Origin of the sequence: Fibrobacter sp. UWCM (genome assembly GCF_900129735.1) — a bacterium.
Classification (GTDB): domain Bacteria; phylum Fibrobacterota; class Fibrobacteria; order Fibrobacterales; family Fibrobacteraceae; genus Fibrobacter.
Window position 1 is genome coordinate 1 of the sequence record NZ_FQWR01000010.1, and the last position, 23249, is coordinate 23249.

General features: G+C 47.8%; 23 protein-coding genes. 10 read left to right on the forward strand and 13 right to left on the reverse strand.

Annotation, left to right across the window (positions count from 1 at the left end; translation table 11 throughout):
* Positions 1–59 precede the first annotated feature (59 nt).
* The 4 genes from BUB22_RS08085 to BUB22_RS08100 are packed head-to-tail and all read right to left on the reverse strand — an operon-like array spanning position 60 to position 5596.
* Entirely contained in the window at positions 60–452 is a 393-nt protein-coding gene (locus tag BUB22_RS08085) for a hypothetical protein (RefSeq protein WP_073114691.1), read from the reverse strand.
* 33 nt (positions 453–485) lie between these two features.
* Positions 486–1151 carry a hypothetical protein gene (locus BUB22_RS08090; protein WP_073114692.1) on the reverse strand — a complete coding sequence of 222 codons (666 nt, stop codon included), beginning with the start codon at positions 1149–1151 and terminating at the stop codon, positions 486–488.
* Positions 1152–1154: 3 nt separating this feature from the next.
* Entirely contained in the window at positions 1155–5102 is a 3948-nt protein-coding gene (locus BUB22_RS08095) for a hypothetical protein (RefSeq protein WP_073114693.1), read from the reverse strand.
* 8 nt (positions 5103–5110) lie between these two features.
* Positions 5111–5596: a hypothetical protein gene (locus BUB22_RS08100; RefSeq protein ID WP_073114694.1), complete on the reverse strand. Its 486-nt coding sequence runs from the start codon at positions 5594–5596 to the stop codon at positions 5111–5113.
* 249 nt (positions 5597–5845) lie between these two features.
* Here BUB22_RS08100 and thrS point away from each other — a divergent pair, with 249 nt between their 5' ends.
* Entirely contained in the window at positions 5846–7249 is a 1404-nt protein-coding gene (gene thrS, locus BUB22_RS08105) for a threonine--tRNA ligase (RefSeq protein WP_254794685.1), read from the forward strand.
* A 157-nt stretch (positions 7250–7406) separates the two neighbouring features.
* Here the strand turns inward: thrS and BUB22_RS08110 are convergent, their stop codons facing one another.
* The 5 genes from BUB22_RS08110 to BUB22_RS08130 are packed head-to-tail and all read right to left on the reverse strand — an operon-like array spanning position 7407 to position 12940.
* A complete protein-coding gene (locus tag BUB22_RS08110) occupies positions 7407–9035 on the reverse strand; it encodes a hypothetical protein (RefSeq protein WP_073114695.1) in 1629 nt (542 codons plus the stop codon).
* A 37-nt stretch (positions 9036–9072) separates the two neighbouring features.
* Positions 9073–10320: a hypothetical protein gene (locus BUB22_RS08115; protein WP_139258861.1), complete on the reverse strand. Its 1248-nt coding sequence runs from the start codon at positions 10318–10320 to the stop codon at positions 9073–9075.
* Positions 10317–10979, reverse strand: coding sequence for a hypothetical protein (locus BUB22_RS08120; RefSeq protein WP_073114697.1), 663 nt, complete (start codon positions 10977–10979; stop codon positions 10317–10319). Before BUB22_RS08120 ends, BUB22_RS08115 begins: the two co-directional genes overlap by 4 nt.
* A gap of 24 nt (positions 10980–11003) precedes the next feature.
* Entirely contained in the window at positions 11004–12101 is a 1098-nt protein-coding gene (locus BUB22_RS08125) for an FISUMP domain-containing protein (RefSeq protein ID WP_073114698.1), read from the reverse strand.
* A complete protein-coding gene (locus BUB22_RS08130; protein WP_073114781.1) occupies positions 12098–12940 on the reverse strand; it encodes a TIGR02147 family protein in 843 nt (280 codons plus the stop codon). Before BUB22_RS08130 ends, BUB22_RS08125 begins: the two co-directional genes overlap by 4 nt.
* Before the next feature lie 237 nt (positions 12941–13177).
* On the opposite strand from BUB22_RS08130, the gene BUB22_RS08135 reads away from it, so the two are divergent.
* From BUB22_RS08135 to BUB22_RS16345, 3 genes are read left to right on the forward strand one after another with little or no spacing between them, the layout of a single operon-like run.
* A complete protein-coding gene (locus tag BUB22_RS08135) occupies positions 13178–13969 on the forward strand; it encodes a hypothetical protein (protein ID WP_073114699.1) in 792 nt (263 codons plus the stop codon).
* A gap of 19 nt (positions 13970–13988) precedes the next feature.
* Entirely contained in the window at positions 13989–15257 is a 1269-nt protein-coding gene (locus BUB22_RS08140; protein WP_139258865.1) for a hypothetical protein, read from the forward strand.
* A gap of 30 nt (positions 15258–15287) precedes the next feature.
* Entirely contained in the window at positions 15288–15815 is a 528-nt protein-coding gene (locus BUB22_RS16345; RefSeq protein WP_175547267.1) for a hypothetical protein, read from the forward strand.
* 61 nt (positions 15816–15876) lie between these two features.
* Here the strand turns inward: BUB22_RS16345 and BUB22_RS08145 are convergent, their stop codons facing one another.
* Positions 15877–16551 (reverse strand): outer membrane beta-barrel protein, encoded by a 675-nt coding sequence (locus tag BUB22_RS08145; protein ID WP_073114701.1) that lies wholly within the window; start codon positions 16549–16551, stop codon positions 15877–15879.
* Between the two features lie 277 nt (positions 16552–16828).
* Between BUB22_RS08145 and BUB22_RS17345 the strand changes: the two genes are divergently transcribed.
* The 4 genes from BUB22_RS17345 to BUB22_RS08160 all read left to right on the forward strand — a co-directional run bounded on the left by BUB22_RS17345 (position 16829) and on the right by BUB22_RS08160 (position 17787).
* Complete coding sequence (locus tag BUB22_RS17345) at positions 16829–17008, forward strand: His/Gly/Thr/Pro-type tRNA ligase C-terminal domain-containing protein (protein WP_371586871.1); 180 nt, start codon at positions 16829–16831, stop codon at positions 17006–17008.
* On the forward strand, positions 16978–17133 hold the full coding sequence (locus BUB22_RS17105; protein ID WP_254794686.1) for a hypothetical protein: 156 nt from the start codon (positions 16978–16980) through the stop codon (positions 17131–17133). Before BUB22_RS17345 ends, BUB22_RS17105 begins: the two co-directional genes overlap by 31 nt.
* A gap of 133 nt (positions 17134–17266) precedes the next feature.
* The gene (locus BUB22_RS08155) at positions 17267–17560 is read left to right on the forward strand and encodes a BrnT family toxin (protein WP_073114703.1); all 294 of its coding nucleotides are present in this window, start codon (positions 17267–17269) and stop codon (positions 17558–17560) included.
* On the forward strand, positions 17557–17787 hold the full coding sequence (locus BUB22_RS08160; protein WP_073114704.1) for a CopG family antitoxin: 231 nt from the start codon (positions 17557–17559) through the stop codon (positions 17785–17787). Before BUB22_RS08155 ends, BUB22_RS08160 begins: the two co-directional genes overlap by 4 nt.
* 144 nt (positions 17788–17931) lie before the next feature.
* Here the strand turns inward: BUB22_RS08160 and BUB22_RS08165 are convergent, their stop codons facing one another.
* On the reverse strand, positions 17932–18978 hold the full coding sequence (locus BUB22_RS08165; protein ID WP_073114705.1) for a hypothetical protein: 1047 nt from the start codon (positions 18976–18978) through the stop codon (positions 17932–17934).
* A gap of 259 nt (positions 18979–19237) precedes the next feature.
* Between BUB22_RS08165 and BUB22_RS08170 the strand changes: the two genes are divergently transcribed.
* Positions 19238–21109 carry a glycoside hydrolase family 9 protein gene (locus BUB22_RS08170; protein WP_073114706.1) on the forward strand — a complete coding sequence of 624 codons (1872 nt, stop codon included), beginning with the start codon at positions 19238–19240 and terminating at the stop codon, positions 21107–21109.
* A gap of 92 nt (positions 21110–21201) precedes the next feature.
* On the opposite strand, the gene coaE is transcribed toward BUB22_RS08170, so the two are convergent.
* Both coaE and BUB22_RS08180 read right to left on the reverse strand, forming a co-directional pair.
* Complete coding sequence (gene coaE, locus BUB22_RS08175; protein ID WP_073114707.1) at positions 21202–21789, reverse strand: dephospho-CoA kinase; 588 nt, start codon at positions 21787–21789, stop codon at positions 21202–21204.
* A 61-nt stretch (positions 21790–21850) separates the two neighbouring features.
* Complete coding sequence (locus tag BUB22_RS08180; protein WP_073114708.1) at positions 21851–22723, reverse strand: DMT family transporter; 873 nt, start codon at positions 22721–22723, stop codon at positions 21851–21853.
* An 84-nt stretch (positions 22724–22807) separates the two neighbouring features.
* On the opposite strand from BUB22_RS08180, the gene mscL reads away from it, so the two are divergent.
* Entirely contained in the window at positions 22808–23248 is a 441-nt protein-coding gene (gene mscL / locus BUB22_RS08185) for a large-conductance mechanosensitive channel protein MscL (protein WP_072808527.1), read from the forward strand.
* Position 23249 lies beyond the last annotated feature (1 nt).

A 23249-nucleotide genomic window follows, 5' to 3' on the forward strand; every position in this document is an offset into this window, starting at 1 on the left:
TTGTAGTTGACTTTTGCCATTGTTTTACCTTTTTGGGGTTGCGCAATGAATATAGTAGCTTATGCTACCCTCTTATTAAACTCCTGCATGGTCCACACCTTGGCGCTGTCAAACAGAGAAAAACGGAGATGACCATCCGACGATATGGGAAGAAACCTTAGATTGGTATTATGCTCCATTTTTTCTCGGATGTTGCCGCTAACGAGCGTATACTCAAAATTGTCCATTTTACACTCGTTCTTTTCTTTCGGAACAGGGAGAAAAATAACTAGCGTGGCATTGCATGCTGAATCATAGGGACACTCAACACTTAAATGGTAAATCATTTTTTCGGCGTGCTCCTTAAGTACATACTTGCATCCATCGCAGCTGTGATCGTCACAGCCAGGGTCCGGCAGGGAGCAGGCGAGCAAAGCCATCGCAAATAACAATCCTGTTGCAAACAATTTCATAGTTTACCTCGGCAAACTTCATAGACCTTTCAATTATTCGCGAAAATAGATAGTGGCATGAACGCTGATACTGTCATTACCAAGTGAGCCCTGATTTACTATACCATAATCATAATAATAGCGATTATCCCAATTATAGTCTATTGCAACGCTATAAGGGGAATTGCCCTCATTCAGATACTCACAGTAGTCGTGTCCCATAAATCCATATCCCTCGGTTTCACGGTAAACCAGACAGGATATTCCCATCTTTCCCGGATATGGCAAAGTTATCCTTACAGAATCGCCATCGATGGTGTATGAATGGATTACGCTAGACAAGTCTATGTCGTATTTTTTTTCCACCTTGGCGCTGTCAAACAGAGAAAAACGGAAGTGGTCATCCGACGATATGGGAAGAAATCTTAGATTGGTATTATGCTCCATTTTTTCTCGGATGTTGCCGCTAACGAGCGTATACTCAAAATTGTCCATTTTACATTTGTTCTTTTCTTTCGGAACAGGGCGAGAAATAACTAGCGTGGCATTGCATGCTGAATCATAGGGACACTCAACACTTAAATGGTAAATCATTTTTTCGGCGTGCTCCTTAAGTACATACTTGCATCCATCGCAGCTGTGATCGTCACAGCCGGGGTCCGGCAGGGAGCAGGCGAGCAAAGCCATCGCAAACAACAATCCTGTTGCAAACATTTTCATGGTTTACCTCGGCAACAATAACAATTTCATGGTACTGGGCAAGTATTTTACACGTTTTTCCCCATATGTTTTTCCATTCAGTACACGATAGTCCCAAACGTCATCAGCCGCCCGTTCGGCAAGCAATATGCCGTCCGTTTCCGCATACCCCCTGTAGCTATTCCCTAGGACTTTAGCCACTTCGTACTTTGTTCCGTTGGTCGGAACCACAAGGCGTTTTGTGTCCCCAGCATTCCTAAAGCATTGGAATCCTGCAATACACTTCGTCGAGTTCCTACTGAATCCTTCGTCGTCTACGGCATAGTTCATTACATAGGATTGGGCTTCTTTATCTTGAATGACGTACCAGTAATTATTTAATTTTCCCGATTGATAATCCCCACGCGCTCCTTCTTGGAAAATCGAAACCTCGATACCCTTCGCATCTGTGACGGGGGACTCCTCAGAACCATAAAGATTTATTTTTGTATTTTTCCACTCCTGATAAGGCGAATTCGCAAGCCACACCAACCCCTTTTCCGAGGGCTGGTCAATCACCCAGAGGCTCCCGCCAAAATACAGGATGGAGCGCGTGTTAGAAACAACTGTATAATTATTTTCTTGGGTTTGCTTGTAATGGTCCAGCAAAAAAGTCTGGGCGGAATAGCCTATTACGCCTGATTCCGGTTCGACAATGGAGCCGACCAAGGAGGCTTCGTACCCGCCGTCCACAGAGAAATACTCCTTGCCAATATTAAATGAAGAAATAAAAAAGGAAAATACACTCCAGCCAACGCCCGTAATATCTCCACTAAAATTCTCCAATCTGTCCCTGATTGCCGAAATTCCAATCATTTGGTTATCGGGCTGGGCCTTTTCGTCAATGCAAGTAAGACTGGGAGAGGCATTTTCGCAGTTATTGCCAACGGTCAACACGTTATGGTCGTGGTACCTGTGAAAACCATCAGACGGTTCCCGTTTGTCAAATCCGGCATACCCCCTGTCTTGAATCAGGAATCCCTTGTTCTTGCTCGCAAGCGTAATTGACAAGTTATCCTGTTGATCGTGGGATTGTCCCCTTTCGAGCATCCGCCCCTCCTCGGCAGCCATCGAGAGCGCAACCGTATCACCATCACCGCTGACCGCAGTTATCATGCCAAGGCCATCCTTAAAACAGCCCCAAAGTTTTTTGTTGGAGTGAACAGGAAGCCCCTGCGAGGCGGCGCCATAAACGGCGTCATCAGGATATCCAAAAGCGACCAATGCGTTTATCTTGCCGTCGGTCGGCTTCAGCGGCATTGCCTCGCTCCATGCAAGATACTTGGCATCATCCTTCAATTTGGACCAAACCCTGTAGTCGGGGGTATAGGTACATCCGTCATCCACCTCAACTGGAATCATCCCATAATCTTTTACAGGCCTCGAGTATTCCAGCATGTAATCGGGCGACTTGAGAAAATTCCCGTTTATCGGCAGACTTTTCCCTTCGTTCTTTTGGTAAGCATCTTTCAAGGAGGCCAAGATGTAGGTGACATCGTCCCAAATGTATTGCGAATATCCGGTCCCTTCCGAGAACCCGCCGTTGGCACCATAATGGTTGCTCAATCCTAAATTCACCATGTTTAAATTGGTCATGGTGCCGTAGTTCATATACTCAAAAAGTGCTAGACTGGCATAGGCCTTGATAACGACGTTGTTACGTTCCATCAAGGGGCCGGCCAAGTCAAGCCAAGCTCTCGTGCCGTCGTATACAGACTTGTACGCTACTGCAGCGTATTTCCGAAATTCGGTCTTGTCGATATACGAGAGCAAGGAAACCCGAACCATTACCTCGGACATTTTTAACAACTTATTCACATGGCCGCTTAGCAAATCGTTCAGTGCGACGGCGCCTAGCGGATGTTCCAGGCACGCAACATTTTGGTCACCATAGTTAAACAAGCCGCGGTATGCGTCTGTCAATCCCATAGATGTAAACCTGTCCGAACAGGCATCGCTGAAGTTCAAGTTCTTCAAATCCTCACCCACCTGAGAATAAGTGTCAACGATGGTGCTCGCAATTGTTCCCGTCAGGTTAAGCGCTCCATAACAGGATTTCAGCCACGAAACAACCCAACTAGCATCTTCCAGTAATCCACCATCCGTTTTTAGGATGTCGCTATATTTCCATGTTATATTCTTGACACGGTCATTGACATACATTTCGTCCCCATCCATGGTAAATTCGTAACGACGGTCATAATCCGGATGGGCCATTGCCAATACAGCGTCAGCTAGCAGAATATCCAAGTTAGAAATGGTTATTTTCCATTCATCTTCCAATTGCTCCGCATCGTCATCACAATCACATTTTTGTCCTGTAGTAACCATGCAATAATTATTTAAGGACTCGCACACACTCTCTTGCATTGATGACGATAAATTGGACAAATCCAAATCCTTATCTCTAATGTGGGCAAGGGCATTCACATATGCACCGTCTTCTTTTATATGTTGAGACAAAATGCCCTGGTCAATACCATTCCATTCCGACGAGGAAGGAGGCATGAACGTATTTTTGATATTTGTCCCAAGACGCTTAAATTTGTCTACAGCGTCATCAAAATTAAAGCACCCCAAATCAATCATTAAATCAGTCACGAAGTCAATTGCAGAACCATCAATTAGAGCCATCTGGACAGAACTCCATTTAGACGCTATAGATTCGTATGCATCCCAGTTGTCTGTAAAATACGCCGCAACAGCACATGCGGGACAAGTTGCGACCTCTACAACCGTATTTACCACCTTGGTTACTTTTCTAAACAAACTACGTAGACTAAAAGATCCCGCCTTGAAATACGCAATATTGTCTACAATGCTGTCAACAGGCTCTTCTACCCATTTACCTTGAGTTTCCATGTAATGACCAACGAAAACCGAATCCACTCCCGGCACGTAATTGAAATCTAATGGAATGGCCAAAGTGACTGAATCGCCGTGTTTTAATTTGGCATGGATATCATATACGGTTCCCATCAACGCAAGTTTGTCCACTCCAGCAGAACCGACCGGATTGAAGGACAATTTTTTTATCGTAGGGGATTTCCCATCGGCAAACGCATTTCGACCAAAACGCAGATTCACCCTTCCCCGCGCATATGGGGAACTGGAGAAATCATACGTAACCGAAATCGTATCGTTTCCAACATTTTCGACTTTTTGGGGAATCAGGCTTTCTTTTGGCGATTCCGCAGTAGCCCACCACTTGATTTTGACTTTGCGGTATTCTGGGAATGCCAATTCAAAAATTGGAAAGCGTCCCCTTTCAGGCGAAAAAACAACTCCCGTACTCCAACCTTCAATTTTTGCCTTTTTATCTCCAGAATAAACAACTCCGTTTAATTGCCGACCATCCAAGGGTTCTATCTGGACGTAAACCTGGTTGAAGAACCAATCCGGCAACGATGTAATCTTAAAGTGTTCTGAGCTTCCTTTAAAAACATACTCCGTATTCAGATTTCCCAAATCCTTATACAGAGTCATTCTGGAATGATAGATTGAATCCACCACGTTATATATTTTATCTACAACCGAATCCTTACGAGACATGCCCTGTATGGACTCACAAGACGATGTCACCGGCGAGGAGTCTACCCACCACTGTATAGGCAACTTTTGTGGTGGACCATAATACTTAATGGTAGGAGCCCCCTCATACACAAAATCTACTTGCTCATAATAGTCATGAAGGCTATGGACGCAATTGCCAACCACAATTCGTCCACTCAATTGTATCGATGGCACAGAATTTAAGCCAAGGACAATTCTGCTGATGCCCCATCCAAAAGGCATGTTGTCAAGGATAATTTCATCGCCATCTTGCAAATTCAAAGTAGACAATTCATTTGGATTAATATGAAGTGACTTTGAAAAAACAGCCTGCGACAACACAAGGCTCATTATCAGGATAAAGAAAATGATGGAGCGCATATCAACAATTAATCGTTGACTATTTGAATTGCCTGTATCGGACAATGCAAGCCAACGACTTCTCCACCTCGATCTTTGTTTACATAGCAAGCCTGGCTACTCAAATGGCTATCACTTTGTAATAATTTATATAACGGATTTACAAAAACGACACTCAAACTTGATCTAGAGGCAAAAGCCGTCTGTATAAGGACTTGGACCGTATTATAATCTTTTTCATCGGAATAGACAACAAAACGAATTGGCAAATTTTTCTGTGTCCCATTTATCATCAGGTTTACAGTCACGTCTTGATCAAAGAAAAACATTGAAGAACCATTCAAAGACGTATTGGTCCCTGGAGAGATTTTAAAAGATGTTATTGAGCATGATTCAGCCGGTATCCCCATATTGGAATTCTGCGAATTTCCCATATTGCACGCGGCTTGATCCAAAACTCTCTGAGCAAAGGCAAAATAGGCTAATACAATTACAAACACCATAATTTTTTTCATATGAAATATCCTTTTAAAATTTTTATATGGCGGATTTTCTCTACTAACACGACCTAGGTTTAATCTTAAGTTCGCTTATAAATATATTCTAAAATCGTTGCTATGTCAAGCCTTTTTCTTGCCCCATTATTCAATTCATCCTAAATTGGGCAGAATTCTTTTTCACAAAAGTGATGCGGATTAGAATAGTAGTAGACCGATTTCATCGCTCTCGCCCGCGAAGGTAGCGACGGTACGCTCAGCTTCTACGTGACTGGCGAACCGGGCAAGAACTTTGAAGACCTCTGCGCCGGCCCCCACGTGCCGAGTACTGGCAAGCTCAAGAATTTCAAGGTGCTCTCGATGTCGGGTGCTTACTGGCATGGCGACCAGAACAGCGACCAGCTGACCCGCGTGTACGGTACCTGCTTTGCCGACAAGGAAGGTCTCGAAACTTATTTGAAGTTCCTCGAAGAAGCCGAAAAGCGCGACCACCGCAAGATTGGTAAGGAAATGGACCTCTACCACATCGAAGACCATTCTCCGGGCATGGTGTTCTGGCACCCGAAGGGCACCAAGATGGTGAACGCCCTCAAGGACTACATCCGCGGAAAGATTGACCGTCGCGGCTACCTCGAAGTGATTACGCCGGAAATCGTGAACAAGACTTTGTGGATCAAGTCCGGCCACGCCGACAAGTACAACGAGAACATGTTCAAGACGCTGGCTGGCGACGTGGAAATGGCCGTGAAGCCGATGAACTGCCCCTGCCACATCCAGATTTTCAACACTGGGCTGCGCAGCTGGCGCGACCTTCCGATGCGTCTTGCCGAATTCGGTAAGTGCCACCGTTACGAACCTGCCGGTACGATGCACGGCCTGATGCGTGTGCGCGGCTTTGTGCAGGACGACGCCCACATCTTCTGTACCGAAGACCAAATTGCAAGCGAAGTGGCTGACTTCTGCGCCCTCGTCAAGGAAATCTACCACGACTTCGGATTCGACGATATCGTGGTGAAGTTCTCCACCCGTCCGGAAAAGCGCGTGGGTTCCGACGAAATTTGGGACAAGGCTGAAGCCGCCCTCGCCGAAGCTACGAAGCTCGCCGGCCTCGACTACATCCTGAACCCGGGTGAAGGTGCCTTCTATGGCCCGAAGCTCGAATTCACGCTGAAGGACAGCCTCGGTCGTGACTGGCAGTGCGGTACGATTCAGGTCGACTTCAACCTCCCGCAGCGCCTTGGTGCCGAGTATGTCGGCAAGGACAACCAGAAGCACATTCCGGTGATGTTGCACCGTGCGGCCGTGGGTTCCATCGAACGCTTCCTCGGCATTTTGATCGAAGAATTCATGGGCGATTTCCCGCTGTGGCTCGCTCCGGTTCAGGCCCGTGTGCTCCCGATTTCCGAGAAGTTCGTTGACTACGCCAAGTCCGTGGAACGCGAGCTCGTGAACGCCGGCGTCCGCGTGGAAGTCGACGAATCCAACGAAAAGCTCGGCTACAAGATCCGCCAGTGCGAATTGCAGAAGGTGCCTTACCTCCTGATTGTGGGAGAGAAGGAAGTTGCTGATGGTGTCGTGTCTGTTCGCCGTCGTAAAGAAGGCGACAAGGGCAGCATGAAGGTTGCCGACTTCCTCAAGATGACGGAAGACGACCGCAAGGTTGTGAGATAATCCTCGCGGCATAAAAGATCCCCACCTAGGTGGCCATGCACACTAAGCACTAAAGTGCTAAGTGCTGTCCGCCCGCCTTCGCGGGGATGACATTTTAGAAAACGCAGACTCAAAAGAGCCTGCGTTTTTTTCATATTCTTCAATCAAGTAAGCGGGCTTACTTTTTCCCGGTCTTCGTTGCAGCGGGCTTCCCTGCCGCAGCCTTCAGTTTCTTGAATTCCGTCTGGGCCTTGCGCATGTCGGCCATGAACGCTTCGTTTGTATGTTTCTCGCTTATGTATTCCGCGTATTCGATTGTTCCGCATTCCATTTTGTCGTCAAACACTTGTGTGGTGACGACTTCGGGATTTTCGGAAAGTTCGTCGCAATAGGTGAACAAGAATCCGACATTCATGTCGAAGGGTCTCGGCTCATAGGCGCACTCGTCGCTGATATTTACGATGGTGATGGTGTCTTTCGTGATGTTGGTGAGAATGTGGATTGCGGGCGAAGTATCGCTGATGTTCAGCACATAAAGCGGACACCCCTCGATTTTATTGTTCATCGCTGCCGCAGCGTGCGGAAAAATCGTCCCTAATGCAGTGATGTCGTTTGCCTCGAACCTGTGCAGCCCTAATGTTCTGAACTCGCTTATGCCCAGTGCTTCGAAGCAGGTGTTCTGCAACGCATCGCAGTAGCCGGAAGTCTCGTTGTAAGCGAGAACGTTTTTGTCAAAAGAATAGTCTGTTATGTCGTATTTTTCAAGGAATGCTTCCAGTGTTTGGATGGAATCGGTTGCATCCGCTTTGTCGGTTTGTGTCCCGTTCTGTGTGTCTTTTGAAACTGTGATTTCCTTGATGCACTTGTCAAATTCATCGAGGCCTTTCGTTTTCATCATGTTTGCGTCCCTGAAATACAGTGGATATTGAAAGTCACGTTCTTCATCGTAGTATCGTAGGCCTTCTGTAGTCTGGTCCTTGCAGTTTTCTTTTGTTGCGTTCACCTGCTGCTCTTCGTAAGAACATTCCTTGTCGCCCGACTTTACGCTGATAGCGACTCTATAATCCAGGGAATCCCTTTCGATGTCCGTAATCTTGAGTTCAAATATTTTTCCACCCAACTTGAATTTTTTCATCGTTTTTGTTTGTTCCAGAACTTCAATGTTCCGTTCTTTTTCCACAGCCTTTATGTAAGATTCCTGTTCGGGAGAAAATAAGGCGCCGAATGACCCGATAGTTGGGTATGCATAATTATTTTCAAGTACGGCATAAAGGTCGGACAGATACATGGAATTCATGTAGTCGTCGTATTCAAAATATGCGGGCTTATATACAATCTCTTCCTGGAATTTGTTTTCGGAAATTGTCAAAACAAATTCGTCATATTGTTCCCTAAAGTCGCGGTCCTCTTGGGACTGGCAATATACTTCATCCTGATATTTAGAACAACCAATGTTAATCCATTTACCATAAATCTTATCGGTGGAACCGCCAAGATAGTAATGCGGATCATACGTATTGCCGTAGAAGAAAACGATTAGCGTGTCACCGTGAATCTCGTAGGTTGTCGGATTTGAATCTTGATACGCTTTGTAAGAGACTTCACCCCAATTAAAAGAACCTTGTTCCAAAATGCAATATTCTTCGGTGTGAGCGTCTTCGTTTACAAAGATTCTATGGTTTTCTTTGTCTATGGACACATGCTGGTATCCGGCTATTTCTTGATTTTCCGACGGACTTGTGCTGTTGTCGTCAGAGCAGGCGAAAATGAACAATGCTGAAGCCAAAAGATAAAAGTAGCGATTCATGTCAATCCTTCTTTTTGTTTTTCTGAAATATAACAACTTACTCAAATTGTGTCGTGACGTTCAGCGAGCCGCCGCGACCATACTGGTCCATGTAAAGCAGTTTCCATTGGAATGGGGTTTCTGGAACTTTGTCCGAAATATTGATAAGGCGGAAGGAGTATTCCTTTTCTAGGTCGGGAACTTGCCATCCGTGGCAGTAGCCCGCTATTGGGTCTGCTTCGTAAGAAAACGAAACGACCCCGCAGCCAAAGTTGTTGATTGCAGCCGTGTATTTGGGGTCAACGTAGGCGTAATACGGATAATCGGCGTAGTCCTCTTCGCTATAAAGTTCTTCGCGGTGTTCCCTTAACCATGCGGTATCCGAAACGCTCTTTTCAACAGTGTTGAAATCTTCCTTGGAAAATAGCATGGTATAGGATTCGGTTGAGATTTGTCGTTTGTCGATATCCGCACCGTCGCGGTAAAGAATGATTCCTTCGGGAAGTCCTTCTGCCTGTAACTGGTAGTGCCCTACAAAGCGCTCTAATGTCGTGCAGGTCTTTGCGGATAAAACGGCGAGGCGGCTTAATGCGTCGGCGGTATCAAATTCCGGGATGTTGGCGTAGGGAATGAATTCCGTGAGTGCACTGTCACCCAGATTGATATCGATAAGTTGAGTTTTTTCAGTGCTTGCGTGAAAATAGATGCCGAGTTTTTCATGGTCTTTGTAACTTGCCGGATAGGAGGTATTATTAATCTTTATGCGTCCGCCAATATCCTCTATGCAACTCCGCTGCTCGCATTCAAACGAACCGTCCGCTTTAACGGTGCATTCTCCCGTGGCAAAGAATCCCGTATCGAGCGTTCCTTCGGGTGTCGGGTATAAAAGTCGATATACCATTTCGCGTGTCGAGTCTATCGTTTCTTCTCGCGATAGGCTGTAACTGCTTGACGAGCGGGGAACAGGTGTGAAAAGCGATGAAGACGAAAGCGGGTCACTAGAAGATGAAATGCTTGAATCTATAACGACAGAATCAACAAATCTAAACGGAGTTTCCGCACACATGAAAGTCATTACACTCGGAGGCGGTGGATTGCACACGCCCTTATTTGTATATGTGGAATCTCCATTTCGTATGTTTATGGTATCTCCAAGACTATTGATCGAAATGATTCTTTCGATAGTCCATTCCCCGGAGCAGCATCCGCTTATATCGTATTCTTCTTTTTGCGGTTCCGACGACGAATCGCTACAGGCCAGAAGCCACAGAGAAACGGCTATCAGGTAAATTAGGCTCTTATTCATAAAACGTCATCCTCTTCAAGGTTGTCGCATGCGGCAGCCTTTTCATTGATTTCCTCAAGCCTACTTTGAATGATGCTCCTCTCGTATTGGTCGTTTTCCAAGATGGCCTCGATGTATTTGTCGCCGACAACGACGCTACCAGATTCGCATTCGGTAAGATTGTATTTTTTTAAGTAGGCTTCGTAACGGGCTTTATGTTCCTCGATGAAAACCGAGTCCTCGTGGGTAGATGGTTCGAAAGCCTCTATTTCCAAGACATCATAGCATGGTGAAACCCCGTAGTCCGGCATGAATTCAAGCTCGATTAAGTCTTTGTAGCAGGATTTCTTTATGCTTGAAAATAGGGAACTTTGCGGTGCGTTAAGAAGGGAATCAATTTTTTCTTGAGCAATACTCGAGGCCCATTGTCGGTTGTAGTAATATGCGTTGAAATCTTCGATAGTTTCGCAGAAACTGTATGCCGAAATGCACTTTCCCCTTAATCCGGTCGTATCGGGTTGCGATATTTTAGACAATTCCTGTTCTATGTCGATAAACGGCGTTGGTTCCGTCGGCGAGTCTTTCGGGGCGCTTGCCGTATCGTTATCGCATCCGAACCATAGAAACGCGGTAGAAGAAAGGAATATTTTTCCCAGAATTTTACGCAGCCTTATGTTCATGGCTATAAATATAATATTGTAAATCTAGTCCTTTACGCAGCGGACTGATAATCCGTCGTTTTCGTTGTCGCTACAGACGCTTACCATTCCTTCGGAACCGTCGCCAACATGAATCATTTTAGGACAATTATGATTGAGTTCGTCTATTGTGGATGTCCAAAAGAAAGCTAAAAGGCCCGGCTCAAGAAAATTTTGGAATTCTGCTTGATAGTTCCCTGCGGGCAAAATTGCGAACCCGTATTCGTCTTTTGCATTTCCCCAACCCTCAACGCCATAAGCGTAAAACGCCGAATAGCCACCATTCCCCTTTGTGGGCCACTCATCAACTGAAGGCAAGTGCCAATCGGGTGGGCAGGCTATCTTTGCGGCGGCGAGTGTGTATAGACGACCGTACTTACCGCAGTTTTCGCCTTTGTTTCCGTTGCACCAACTTTGGACACCATCTTCAATTTCAAAGTTGAGATTTTCGGCCATCCAGGTCTGTTCGCCGAGTTGAATCGTCTTGTAAACTTGTCCGTCTCGGGCATCTGTCAGTTCAGGGCCTTCGTCTGCTTTTTTTACTTTTTTCGAAGGTCCTGGAGCGGGGCCGGGGTCAATTTCGTAGATTTTTCCGCTGAACTTGAAATACCTGATGTCCTTGTTTTCGGGGGCAATATCGAACCAGTGGTCGCTATAGCACGTATATGCCGATTCCACACGGTCGGGGCCATATTCGATTTCCAAGGTGTCGCCTGAACGTTTTGTCAGGAGATCCGCCTCGACATAGCAGAGGTCCATCACTTTCAAGACGAATACCTGGTAATTTCCGTTGCCGTCGTTAAGGATATACGCTTTGGGTAAACCATTGGAAGAGTTTTCTGCGATGGTTGCTGCTTTGGCGGCTCGCTTTGCCAAAGAGGGTGAATCTCCCAAGCCGGCGAGACAAGAGCCTAACTTCAGTCCATTTTTCGTATCCGAGGCGAACGATTCTGATGCCAGGCCGCCGTCATCCGGTGCCGAAATCTCGCCGGGGTTTCCCGCCATCGTGTTTTCGATTTCAGTGGTTCCCGCTTCGTTCGGCTTTTCGGTGCATGCCCAGAACAAAGTTGTCGATAATGCGATTAGGAGTTTTGTCGTGTTCATTTGCGTCTCCTTTTATCCGAGGTGGTCGCCTTGTCTGTAAGGGGGAACACCTGCAAATTCATTTGATAGACCTGATCAATATCTCGGCATTCGTTTGCGATGTCAATAATCTTTTTGCGAAAGATGTCAATTTCCTTGGTAATGCGGTCGTAAACAGATTTGTTTATCCCCATGGTGATTCCTGAAAAATTGCGCTCTTCCACGGAATCCTTGGTAATGGACTGAACCGCCAATTCGGACATTTTTCGGTTCATCGTGCGGATTACCAGGGGAATCGTTTCCTTGGAACCCTTGACGGCTTTTTGTGTTTGCTCGTAAGTTCCATCGTCGTTCTTTTTGAGCAAATCCGCCTTGACAAGAAATTGGAGAATGTCGCGGACTTGTGCAGCCGTAATTTCATGTTTTACTTTAGACGCAATTTCTCCAAATGAAGCGTTTGGCATAAGGGGGGCGAGTTCGTGAATAATCGGGTAGGCTGGATTTTCGTAATAGCGGAAGGCGTCTGCATCGACGATGCGAATCTTGTTCATTTGCGCTTCGCGTTCGAGTTCCCGGAGAGCCGATTCTTTTTCGCTGTCGCTTTTAGCGTTTCCGAATTTCACAAGCAAGGTAAAATAGGTGTAGTCAAAACCTTCGAGTCCCATGGCTCGTGCCGCTTTTGCTATGCCCGGCTTACTGAGACTCGTTTTCCCATCGCTGACCAGTTTCAAGTATGCCGGAGAAGCGAATCCGGCGAGACTTGCAAATTTTCGCCAAGTGAAATACGAACTTCTCTTGCGCTCGGCATAGAAATCTCGCATATACTCACGGTAATCCTGATATTCGGTAATAGGCCTCATATTCTTAAAAATAAAACAAAAATATCGAATACACAATAAAAACGGCGTTTTTTTACAAATTTTTCATCTGAATTTAAAATATGATACAAATACGTTTCATAAAAAGTCCGACAGCAATAAACGTGATTTTGTGAGGTTCTGTCATGCCGCCGCCAAATTAGGTATATTTCTGAGAGTGGATCTTCGGAGGCTATTTTGATGAAAAGTCCTTTTGATAAAACCCTATTTCTGCTATGTATGGTTGCTGTTCTGGCGGCATGTTCGGCGGAATCTAGTAGTGCAGATGCAAAGAGTGTCGAAGAAGGTGACGATTATGTGTTAAAGCATGTTCAAATGTATCGCATCCTTGGGCCACAGGGGGATACTTCTGTGTGGAACGCGTCTAATTGCCATGTCGGTGATTCGACTTTCTCGTGTACCCAAGTGACAAATGTGGATTGCTACATTTTTCATACGTCCTATATAGAGATTTCTTATGATTCTAATAAAGTTGAAATTCCTTGTTTACAAAAAGATACTTTATATGATACGACTGTTGCGGATTTGAATTTTGGGCCGAATGCGCGAATGGACTACATACCCTATGCAAAAATTTCAGAATTCAATCGCGATTCCGTAAAGAGTCTTTTCTCGGAATTGTCAGGGGAAACTTGCAAGTTGCTGGTTAGTTATTCGTCGAATTATTTTCTTGAAGCGGTAGGGCTTCCCGACAGTTTAACCTTGTTGAAAACAGATGAATACAGGCTTGGAACATACCGCTCGGATTACAGCCAAATTATTGGCTTGCTTGCATACCGGGACTCCACGGGAACCGAGAAATGTGGGATTTCAAAAGCTGAAACGCGTATTACTTATGATCGGGGGGCCTGCTTCTATTATAGTTTGCCTAATGAACCCAAACGAATACAATATGTTCTATACAACAATACGTCAAAGCCTTTTCGCGATACGACTATTTCTTGGAAGTTGGTGTATCGCGACGAATATGGCCGTGGCGATACACTTGACATGACAACGAAATTTAAATGATTTGATAAAAAAGTCGTTTATGAAATGTCTGTCGCTTCCTGTTTCCGTAATCCTTTTGCTTGCAGGTCTAGCTTTTGCCCATGAAAGCAACCACCGGGGCAACCGCAGTATTTGCGGATTGTCTTCAGTCTGGTCCTATGACACCGATGAAGAAACTCAGAAAAAGATGGCTCAATCCCAAAAGCGAGAAGACAGTTTTGTCAAGTATGCAAAAAAGTTCTACCCAAGAACAAAGGCTAGGCTGAATGCAGTGCAAGACTCGTCGCAGAACGCACCAGTTTTTGGCTCTATCGTCAAGAAAAAGATTCTTGACAAGGACATCGAAGATGTTTTTCCAGAATATTCCGAGTCGTTTGCGAAATGGTGCAATGATAAAAAACAGGAATATAAAGCGAATGTCGCCAAGGCATCGTTAGAGACGCAGGAAACTTTTGAAGATTATAACGAAATTTCTACAGGATTCGGTTCACAATGTTTTCTGCTGCATATGGTGATTGACGTTAAACAGAAATATGATGTCGAAACGAAAAAATGGATTGCTCCATCACCTGAAGAAAAACGCAAGACATTTTTTAAGTTCCTTTATCGGGGAGCGTCGACGGAAATCGATTCTGCGAAATCAGATTCTGCCGTTGCATTATTTGAAAAGGATTTTTTCCTTCCAGGGCCTACAGGAAACCGCATTTTCTTTGATGACGGCTGGACTCCCGTGCTTACGAAGAAGGAATTATTGTCCGTCAGCGACTCATTTGGGGATTCTTTGGCGTTTGTCCCTTTTCAGGTTGGCGGCCCGCTTCCTATAAATAAAAATTTGAGCCTGAAAAAGAAAATTTTAACCCATTTGGAAAATGGTGAATTTGATTCTATTCCGCCGCTGATAGACGAAAGCATGCACTATGCCGATACGGTGCATTTTCTTTTGTATAGACAGCTGTATTCCGAAAAGGAGTATTACGGCCTTTCGTTCTTGACTCGCCGATTCGATATGATTCTGAATAGAGACCGTAGCCGTTATTACCGCCCTGAAACGGTGGTTATGCATCGCCCATTAAGTAAAATCGATAAATGGATTTACGAAAATCTTGACAAGCATATCGACCAGACCCGTCTGGATTCGGTGCTTATCATTGCCAACTACAGCCGCCGTGAAGACTATATTATTCACGAACAATACGAAAGATTCAAGGAACGGCACTTGCCTGACCGTTCGGGTGTTGTCAGGTACGTAAGGGATAACGATGTGAAAGCAGTGGAATATGAAGTAAAGTTACCCAAGAACAAGAGGTGATAAGGGCAGGAAATAAGTTATTTTTATAATATGAAGCATCTGCCTGTAGTTCGAATATTTCTTCTAGCGGTCCTGTTGTTCCTTGTTGGATGCAATGATTCAGCATCCGGTTCGGCGGAAGAGAAAAAACCAACGCTATATACTTCGGTGGTTCTTGGAAAGTGTGCGGACGCTTCCTCATCCAGTTCGTCGGATATTGAGAAGATGATTTCGTCGCTAATTGTTGGTTATGATGAACATTCAGCTGTTTATTTAGGCGATTGCAGAGGTTGCTTTGACTTGACTCTTTACGCTTTAGATTATTGTGACGTTTCCGCTGATGTAGCTTTAGATTTTGTAGATGATACTCTGTTTATTTCTTATGTAAATGTGCAAGAGGCTTCCAAGTGCACCTGTTATTCCTCCCATGATTTCAAGGTTCCATCAGTGAATTATAGGTATGTCAAATTTAATGAACAAGTTTTTAATGTTGTTGCATCGAACATAAGGGTTGTCTGCTCAAATAAAGGGGAATATAAAGAAGATTATTGCGTCGAGAAAGGCCCGACGCATTTATAGCCCCTAATGTTGAAGTGCAGAAACGGGTTTTGTCAAGCCAAAACATTTTTTCCTGGTTTCGCTAGATGAAATAGTAGCCGAGTGCTACGCTAAATGACAATAGATGCACGCTGATGTCATCATATCGCTCGTTTATTTCGCTTGCATCCAAGACAGTTGTTAAACCGAATAACGTTTGCAAACCCAATTCGAAGCGGTTGCCGAGTATGATTCCTGTTCCTGCAGTGAGTTGTATGTCGCAAAAGGAAAGACCCGCGCCATCCCACTTTGTTCCGAAGCCATAGGCGCTGCCTTTGGTCCAATAATGACCCTCCTTTGCGTCTATGATGAACGCGAAGGTTAATCCTGCATCAAAGTAAAATGGACTTTGAGTTTGGAAATGAGCAAGAACGGGGATTCCTAAACTGACCGTTTCGTATCTTACATAGGTATCGCGGTCAAGGCGTTCGTCTGTGAACCCAACATCGTTCTTGAGTAAGCGAACATTGTATGTTAGCCCTGTGCGAAGTGCCGGCAAATCCTGAAAATTAAAGATGGTGTTGACTGCGAGCAGAAAACCTGGTCCATTGAAATCCTTGGAATCCATCAGATTTCCCTCTTTACCGATCAAAAAATCGTAGGAAAGGCCAATGCTAGTACCGAGCCTGAAAAAACGATTAGATGCGTCGCTGGCATGACAAAAAGCGGCCAAGACTGTTATGATCAACGCTAATTTTATCGATATACATTTTTTCATTTCCGCTGAAAATATAATTTCTTCAAAAGAATCAATTTAAGCATGAAGATGTTTTGCGTTAGGGATAGTGACCCCTTGGGGCGGCGCTGTGGTGCCGTTGCAAGAGCCGCGCGGGCGTGCCGCAGGTGCGCACGGGTGGCCTTGCAATATAGCCCGACCGCACATATATGTGCGGGAACGCCCATAAGACCAACATACGAAGTGGCCGACTTCTGCGTCCTCGTGAAGGAAAGCGTGCAAGCCGAGTGTCGCGACAAAATGCTTGCGCTACGCTATTTTGGCATGGCCGAGGCGCAGCCGCGGACGCCAAAGGCGTCAAAAGCTCGGCTACAAGATCCGCCAGTGCGAACTCCAGAAGGTGCCGTACCTCCTCATCGTCGGTGACAACCGCCCAAGGCGAGAGCAGCGGACAAACTTGTTTGTCCATTGCCGAGCCGCTGCGGTTGGGACTCCGTAGGAGTCCAAAAGGAAGTTGCCGACGGCGTTGTCTCTGTTCGCCGCCGCAAGGAAGGGGACAAGGGCTCTATGACCGTTGCCGACTTCCTCAAGATGACCGAAGACGACCGCAAGGTTGTGAGATAATCACGAAGCAATCCATAATAGTTAAAACATCCGTCCTTATTAGGCGGATGTTTTTTTTCGAAATATCCCCATCCGTCCGTCCTTTTGCAAAATAGGGCTTGACTTTTATAGATTATGTATATATATTATATATATGATATTCGAATGGGATGAGAATAAAGCAAAAATCAATTTCGCCAAGCACAACGTGACTTTTGAAGAAGCTCAGACTGTATTCTATGACGAAGAAGCTCTTTTGATTGCCGATGAAAAGCACTCTGATGACGAAGATAGATTTATCTTATTGGGAGTCTCGAATATGATGAAAACTCTTTTGGTTTGCTATTGTGAGCGAGATGACAATGGGGACGAAATTATTCGTATCATTTCATCGCGAAAGGCAAATAAGAAAGAATCAGAACAGTACTGGAAAAGGAGGTCGCCATGAAGAAGAACTACGATTTCAGCAAAGCAGTCAAGAACCCCTATGCAAAGAAACTTAAAAAGACAATTTGCATCAACATAAGCGAATCGGTCATCGCCTATTTCAAGTCTCTCTCTGAAAAGACCGATATTCCGTATCAGGTATTAATCAATATGTTCCTCGCACAGGCGAAAGCTGAAAAGATGGAACCAAGGTTTATCCCGAAACCCCGTAAAAAGCAGGTTGCCTAATATGTCATGCCCGCTATACGAGACTTGGCAACTTGTTGCCATAGTAGAGTCATCCTCTTTGGGGAGAAGGCGGGTATCTCCATAAAATTTCAAACGCAGACTCAAAAGAGCCTGCGTTTTTTCGTTTTTTAGTTGCGCGATAAATCAAGCCAGTTCGTTTACGTGGTCAAGCACGAGTTTCTGAGCGGCCGCATTGTAGAGCACGGCCTCGTATTCCTCGCCGTTCTTGCCAATGCGCTTGTCCACGAGAATCCCCGCGGCAAGGCCCTGTTCCGTAGGCGAGAACGAGACCTTCCCCACGACGCTCTTGCGTTCCTCGAGCAAACCCTGCGCCACAAACCAGTCACGAATCTTCTTGAAATACAGTTGCTCGATGTTCGAACCCTCGGGGAGCAGCGCATTCAGGCGGCGCGCAATCTCGCTGACCGGCAGGGGCGATTCATCGACGGCGAAGTTCCCGATTTGCTCCTCCGTAAGGTGGAACTTTTCCTTACCCGCACGTTCTACCCGCGCACCCGCAAATTCGTTGCGACCGCCGGCAGCATTCGCAATGCCCGAAGCCTCGCGGGCGGCCCTTTCCGCATTGCGCCTAGCCAAGCGTGCATTCGCCTGCGCCACCGCCTTCTGGATGTTTTCAATCACGAACTTCTGTGCATCCACGTTGCACTTGGTGTAAATCGAGAAATGCCCGCGGATGTCGGCCTCGGCCCGCACAAAGCCCTTCTCCTCGCCCTGCGGGGTCGGGAGGTTGGTTTCCTTGCCGGCGACGCCCTCCTGCTTCTGGAGGTAGCCTTCCTGCGTTAGCACTTCGGCCACGTCGGCATACATGAGGGGCATCATGCCGCTACCCTCGGGAATGAGCGCGTTCACCCGGCGCACGATGCCCGAAAGCGAGAGCGGTTCTTCCGAGAATTCAAACTTCGCAAGAGTCTCTTCCGTTAGGGCCAGTTCCTGGTTCGCCTGTTCCCGCTTGCGCTTGGGCGTCAGGGGCTTTTCCGCCTTCGCGGCCTTCGGTTTAGGACAAACTATCTGCTGCAGGTAATCCGCAACGTACAGGAGACACTTGCTGATTCGTTCCTGCCGGCAAGTATCATTTTCGGGCAGGGTTTCCTCGGTGAGCGGGTTCACCCCGCAGGCGAGTTTACGCAAGTACATTTCGGCACGTTCCAGTATCTTCGATTCTGCAGCCATTTCCGTTTTCCTTTCTATTTTAGCATTCCTATTTGGCGGTACTACATATTCCGCACATTTTGCCTATGGGACAATATACATCTTTTGCAGGCAAAATAAGGGCTTTTTGGGTAAACCTTTGTAATTTTTGGGCTTTATCGGACACGCCCGTAAACAAAATAGGCCCTTGTTTTCAAGAGAAAACACTTTTGTAACCGCCGGATATACCCCGCAGGCGTTTCGCAATTTAAATTTCTAGACAAACAAAGGGAAGGTTTCAATGAACATGAAAAAGATTCTCCTCATTTCGGCTGTCGCGGCACCCGCGATTTTTGCCGCAACGGCATACCAGAACCAGGTCGGATTCATGACCAACGGTCTAAAGCAGATTGCAGTGGTCGATGCCGCCGGCAAGGATGTCGTATTCAAAGACAAGGACGGCAATGCGGCCCTCACGGTGAAGGCTCCAGAAGCCTCCATGTGGAAGCCCGCCAACGAGGAAGCATCGCTCGTGGACTTTTCCGAACTCAAGACGCCGGGCACCTACCAGGCATATGTGGGCGACGAGGCCGTGGGCCACCCCATCGTGATTGCCGACAACGCGCTCGAAGACGTGACGAAGGCTTCCATCAAGTTCTTCTACTTCCAGCGTTCCTCCACCGCACTCGAAGAGGAATACGCGGGCAAGTACGCACGTGCCATGGGCACCCCGGATACTGCAGTCATGTACCACGAATCCACCGGCAAGGAAGACCTCACCGGCACATTCAACGGAGCGAAGGGCTGGTACGATGCGGGCGACTACGGCAAGTACGTCGTGAACTCGGGCATTTCGACCTACACCCTTCTGCAGCTCTACCAGCAGAACAAGGCATACTTCGACACGCTCAACCTGAACATTCCCGAAAGCAAGAACAACGTGCCCGACCTTCTCGACGAAATCCGCTGGAACATCGAATGGATGCTCACCATGCAGGATGACGACGGTGGCGTATTCCACAAGCTCACGACCAAGCAGTTCGCCGGAATGGTTCTCCCCGAAAAGTCCACCAAGCAGCGCTACGCCATCGGCAAGAGCGTGACCGCCACCTGGGACTTTGTGGGTGTAACGGCACTCGCTGCCGACATTTACAAGAAGTACGACAAGGAATTCGCCGAAAAGTGCGCCAAGGCCGCCGCCGATGCCCGCTGGTGGGCCCGCAACAACCCGTACGCCTTCTTCACGCAGCCGAGCGACGTGGGAACGGGTTCCTACACCGATGGCAACGCGGTTGACGAACAGATCTGGGGCGCGACGGAACTCTACCGCATTTCCCAGAAGCCGGAATTCCTCGAAGACATGCACCAGTTCCTGCTCACCAAGACTCGCCGCAAACTCCAGGGATGGCAGACCGTGTACGCTCTCGCAGCATTCACCATCGCCACCAACCCGCAGATTTTCGACGAAGTTGACGTGGACTCCGCAAAGATTCTCATTTTCACCCTCGCCGACAGCTACATCGAGCAGATGAACAACGGCTACGGCCTCGCCATCGACAACAGCGACTTCTATTGGGGTTCCAACAGCGTCGTCGCGAACAAGGGCATGGTGCTCATTCACGCCTACATCCTGACCAAGGAACAGAAGTACCTCGATGCAGCACAGGGAATCCTCGACTACCTCCTGGGACGCAACCCGCTCGACCTTTCTTACCTTACGGGCTGGGGCGTGAACCAGGTCATGAAGCCTCACCACCGTCCGAGCCAGGGCGACACGGTTGAAGCTCCCGTGCCGGGAATGCTTGTGGGTGGCCCGAACTCCTCTGCCGACGACTGCGCCAAGAAGCTCATCGACAAGGATGCCCCGGCAAAGTCCTACTACGACAATTCCTGCAGCTACGCCACCAACGAAGTCGCCATCAACTGGAACGCGCCGTTTGCCTACCTGGCCGGTTCGCTCCAGGCGATTACCGCCACGGGCAAGGTCTACGAAATCGGTTCCGACACTCCGGAAAAATACGATGTCGACAAGATTCCCTTCGTGAAGGCAAACTTCAGCAAGCAGGCCGAAGGCAACCGCCTCGTGTTCAAGAACGGAGCGGTCCAGGTCGAACGAAAGATGCGCGACGGCACTGTCCGCTACTTCAACCTGCGCGGCAAGAACCTCAAGTAAGTTTTCATAATCCTCCTCCAAAAAAGGCGGCCCGAAAGGGTCGCTTTTTGTTGAACTCAACCTTGTCACTGCACCGAAGGTGCCCATGCAAATTACAGGAGGAGCTGATCCAGCTGGTTCACGATGGCGGGCTTTCCTTCCGCGTTTTCGAGCACACGCACGCACTTGCCCGGGAAAAGCGATTCGTCGCATACCCCGCGCTGGTTCTGAATGCGGAGCCGCGCATCTTCCTCGCTAAGCCCGCGGGCAATCAGCCTGCGAAGCCGCACGTCCTCCGGAGCCTTCACAATCCAGATTTCATCGAGCATCGCGACTATCTCGGGTGTACGCGAAAAGAGGGCGGCCTCCACGAACTTCACGCCCGAACCACCCGGAATTTCGCTCATGAGGAAATCCCCCACGGACTTCGTCAGGTAAGGGTACACCAGGTTCTCGAGCCGTTCGCGGGCGCTATCATCCTTGAATATCAGGCGAGCAAGGTACTTGCGGTCGACACCTTCCGGCGTAAGGCTCTCCGCGCCAAACGCCTGCGCAATGGAAGCCCGCAGGGGAGCGCTCGTGCGGTACAGTTCATGCACCTGCCTGTCGGCATCGAGCACCATATAGCCACGTTCCCGCAGGAGCGAGCCCACAAAGGACTTGCCCGACCCGATGGAACCCGTGATGCCGATTTTCTTCATAAAAGACATTATAGAAAAATACGACAAAGGAGGGCTCAAGCGATGGCCTGCGGGCTTGCCCCTACCCCTTGCCGAGCGATATAAGGCAAAGACCCGCGACTATCCCGAGCAGGGCCAGGAACTTGAGCTTGCTCTTGCGTTCGCGGAAAATCAAGATACCCGCGATAAAACTGATGAACACGCTCGACCTGCGAAGCACCGTGATGATGGAAATCAGCGCATCGGGATTCCCCACCGCAAGGAAATAGCAACGGTCTGCGATAATCAGGAGCGCCGCCACAGCAAGGAAACTCCACCGGAACTTGAACGGGGTCGTCTTCTTGCGGGTCGGGTACCACGTGAACGCTGTCGTGATGAACTGCACCGCGAGCATATAAATGCTGAACCACACCTGCACCGTCAGGGGTTCAAAGTTCATGCGCTGCAATATGAATTTGTCATAAATGCCGCTGCAGCTGGCAAGAAGCGTGCCCAGGAGCATCGAAATCACCCAGCCGTTGCTGAAAAAGTGCCCCATCTCCTTCCTGCCCGCGAGACTCAGCCCGATGTACGAGCACACGCAGACGGCAATCCCCACCCACTGGAGCGGGAAGGGGCGTTCCCCCATAAACCCGACTGCAATCATGATGGTAAAGAGCGGGGCGAGCGCGCGTATCGTGGTCGAAATACTGAGCGGCATGTGCGCGATGGCATTGTAGGTAAACAGCCAGCTGAGCCCCACGATGACGGCCTTCGCCATCAGCAACAGGTGGTCGTGGAACGACAGGGGTTCGCAGTGCCCCAGGAACAGGACCGGGAGCATAAAGAGGGCATAGAAGGCGCTGCACAGGCAAAGGACCGGACGTACAGCGTTGTCCTGCACCGACTTTTTCTTGGCCAAATCGTAAAAACCAAGAAACACTGCAGACGCAAAAGCCAGAAACAACCATGACATAGCGCACACAATTTAGAAAATGCCTTGCCAAACTGCACGACAATACTATTTTTTTCAAAAGCAACATTAACAAAAGGAGCCCACATGGGTATCAAAGGTAAAGCATCGTCCCTTCTCGAAGAGTTCAAGGCCTTCGCGTTCAAGGGCAACATCGTCGACATGGCCATCGGTGTTATCATCGGCGGCGCATTCGGTAAAATCGTCACCTCCTTCGTGAACGACATCGTGATGCCGAGCGTCACTGCCATCATCGCTATGGCCGGTGGCAAGGACGCGGGCGAAGGCCTCAAGGCTCTCGCCTACACCACCGCTAACGGCGTGACCATCCCGTACGGCAACTTCATCGGCGGCATCGTCGACTTCCTCATCGTCGCCATCGTGGTGTTCTTCGTGATGAAGAAGTTCCTCGGATTCATGCAGAACATGCGCAAGAAGGAAGAAGCCCCGGCCGCTCCTCCGGCTCCTCCTGAGCCGAGCGCCGAAGAAAAGCTCCTCACCGAAATCCGCGACCTGCTGAAGAAATGAC

Excerpts from the sequence above, each read along its gene's own strand:
- BUB22_RS08135 (WP_073114699.1), top strand. The coding sequence starts at position 13,178 with ATGGTTGCTGTTCTGGCGGCATGTTCGGCGGAATCTAGTAGTGCAGAT.
- BUB22_RS08125 (WP_073114698.1), bottom strand. The coding sequence starts at position 12,101 with ATGAACACGACAAAACTCCTAATCGCATTATCGACAACTTTGTTCTGG.
- BUB22_RS08170 (WP_073114706.1), top strand. The coding sequence starts at position 19,238 with ATGAACATGAAAAAGATTCTCCTCATTTCGGCTGTCGCGGCACCCGCG.
- BUB22_RS16345 (WP_175547267.1), top strand. The coding sequence starts at position 15,288 with ATGAAGCATCTGCCTGTAGTTCGAATATTTCTTCTAGCGGTCCTGTTG.
- coaE (WP_073114707.1), bottom strand. The coding sequence starts at position 21,789 with ATGAAGAAAATCGGCATCACGGGTTCCATCGGGTCGGGCAAGTCCTTT.
- BUB22_RS08085 (WP_073114691.1), bottom strand. The coding sequence starts at position 452 with ATGAAATTGTTTGCAACAGGATTGTTATTTGCGATGGCTTTGCTCGCC.
- BUB22_RS08115 (WP_139258861.1), bottom strand. The coding sequence starts at position 10,320 with ATGAATAAGAGCCTAATTTACCTGATAGCCGTTTCTCTGTGGCTTCTG.
- BUB22_RS08095 (WP_073114693.1), bottom strand. The coding sequence starts at position 5,102 with ATGCGCTCCATCATTTTCTTTATCCTGATAATGAGCCTTGTGTTGTCG.
- BUB22_RS08155 (WP_073114703.1), top strand. The coding sequence starts at position 17,267 with ATGATATTCGAATGGGATGAGAATAAAGCAAAAATCAATTTCGCCAAG.
- BUB22_RS08120 (WP_073114697.1), bottom strand. The coding sequence starts at position 10,979 with ATGAACATAAGGCTGCGTAAAATTCTGGGAAAAATATTCCTTTCTTCT.
- BUB22_RS08130 (WP_073114781.1), bottom strand. The coding sequence starts at position 12,940 with ATGAGGCCTATTACCGAATATCAGGATTACCGTGAGTATATGCGAGAT.
- BUB22_RS08100 (WP_073114694.1), bottom strand. The coding sequence starts at position 5,596 with ATGAAAAAAATTATGGTGTTTGTAATTGTATTAGCCTATTTTGCCTTT.
- BUB22_RS08180 (WP_073114708.1), bottom strand. The coding sequence starts at position 22,723 with ATGTCATGGTTGTTTCTGGCTTTTGCGTCTGCAGTGTTTCTTGGTTTT.
- BUB22_RS08090 (WP_073114692.1), bottom strand. The coding sequence starts at position 1,151 with ATGAAAATGTTTGCAACAGGATTGTTGTTTGCGATGGCTTTGCTCGCC.
- BUB22_RS08140 (WP_139258865.1), top strand. The coding sequence starts at position 13,989 with ATGAAATGTCTGTCGCTTCCTGTTTCCGTAATCCTTTTGCTTGCAGGT.
- mscL (WP_072808527.1), top strand. The coding sequence starts at position 22,808 with ATGGGTATCAAAGGTAAAGCATCGTCCCTTCTCGAAGAGTTCAAGGCC.
- BUB22_RS08145 (WP_073114701.1), bottom strand. The coding sequence starts at position 16,551 with ATGAAAAAATGTATATCGATAAAATTAGCGTTGATCATAACAGTCTTG.
- BUB22_RS08110 (WP_073114695.1), bottom strand. The coding sequence starts at position 9,035 with ATGAATCGCTACTTTTATCTTTTGGCTTCAGCATTGTTCATTTTCGCC.
- BUB22_RS08165 (WP_073114705.1), bottom strand. The coding sequence starts at position 18,978 with ATGGCTGCAGAATCGAAGATACTGGAACGTGCCGAAATGTACTTGCGT.
- BUB22_RS08160 (WP_073114704.1), top strand. The coding sequence starts at position 17,557 with ATGAAGAAGAACTACGATTTCAGCAAAGCAGTCAAGAACCCCTATGCA.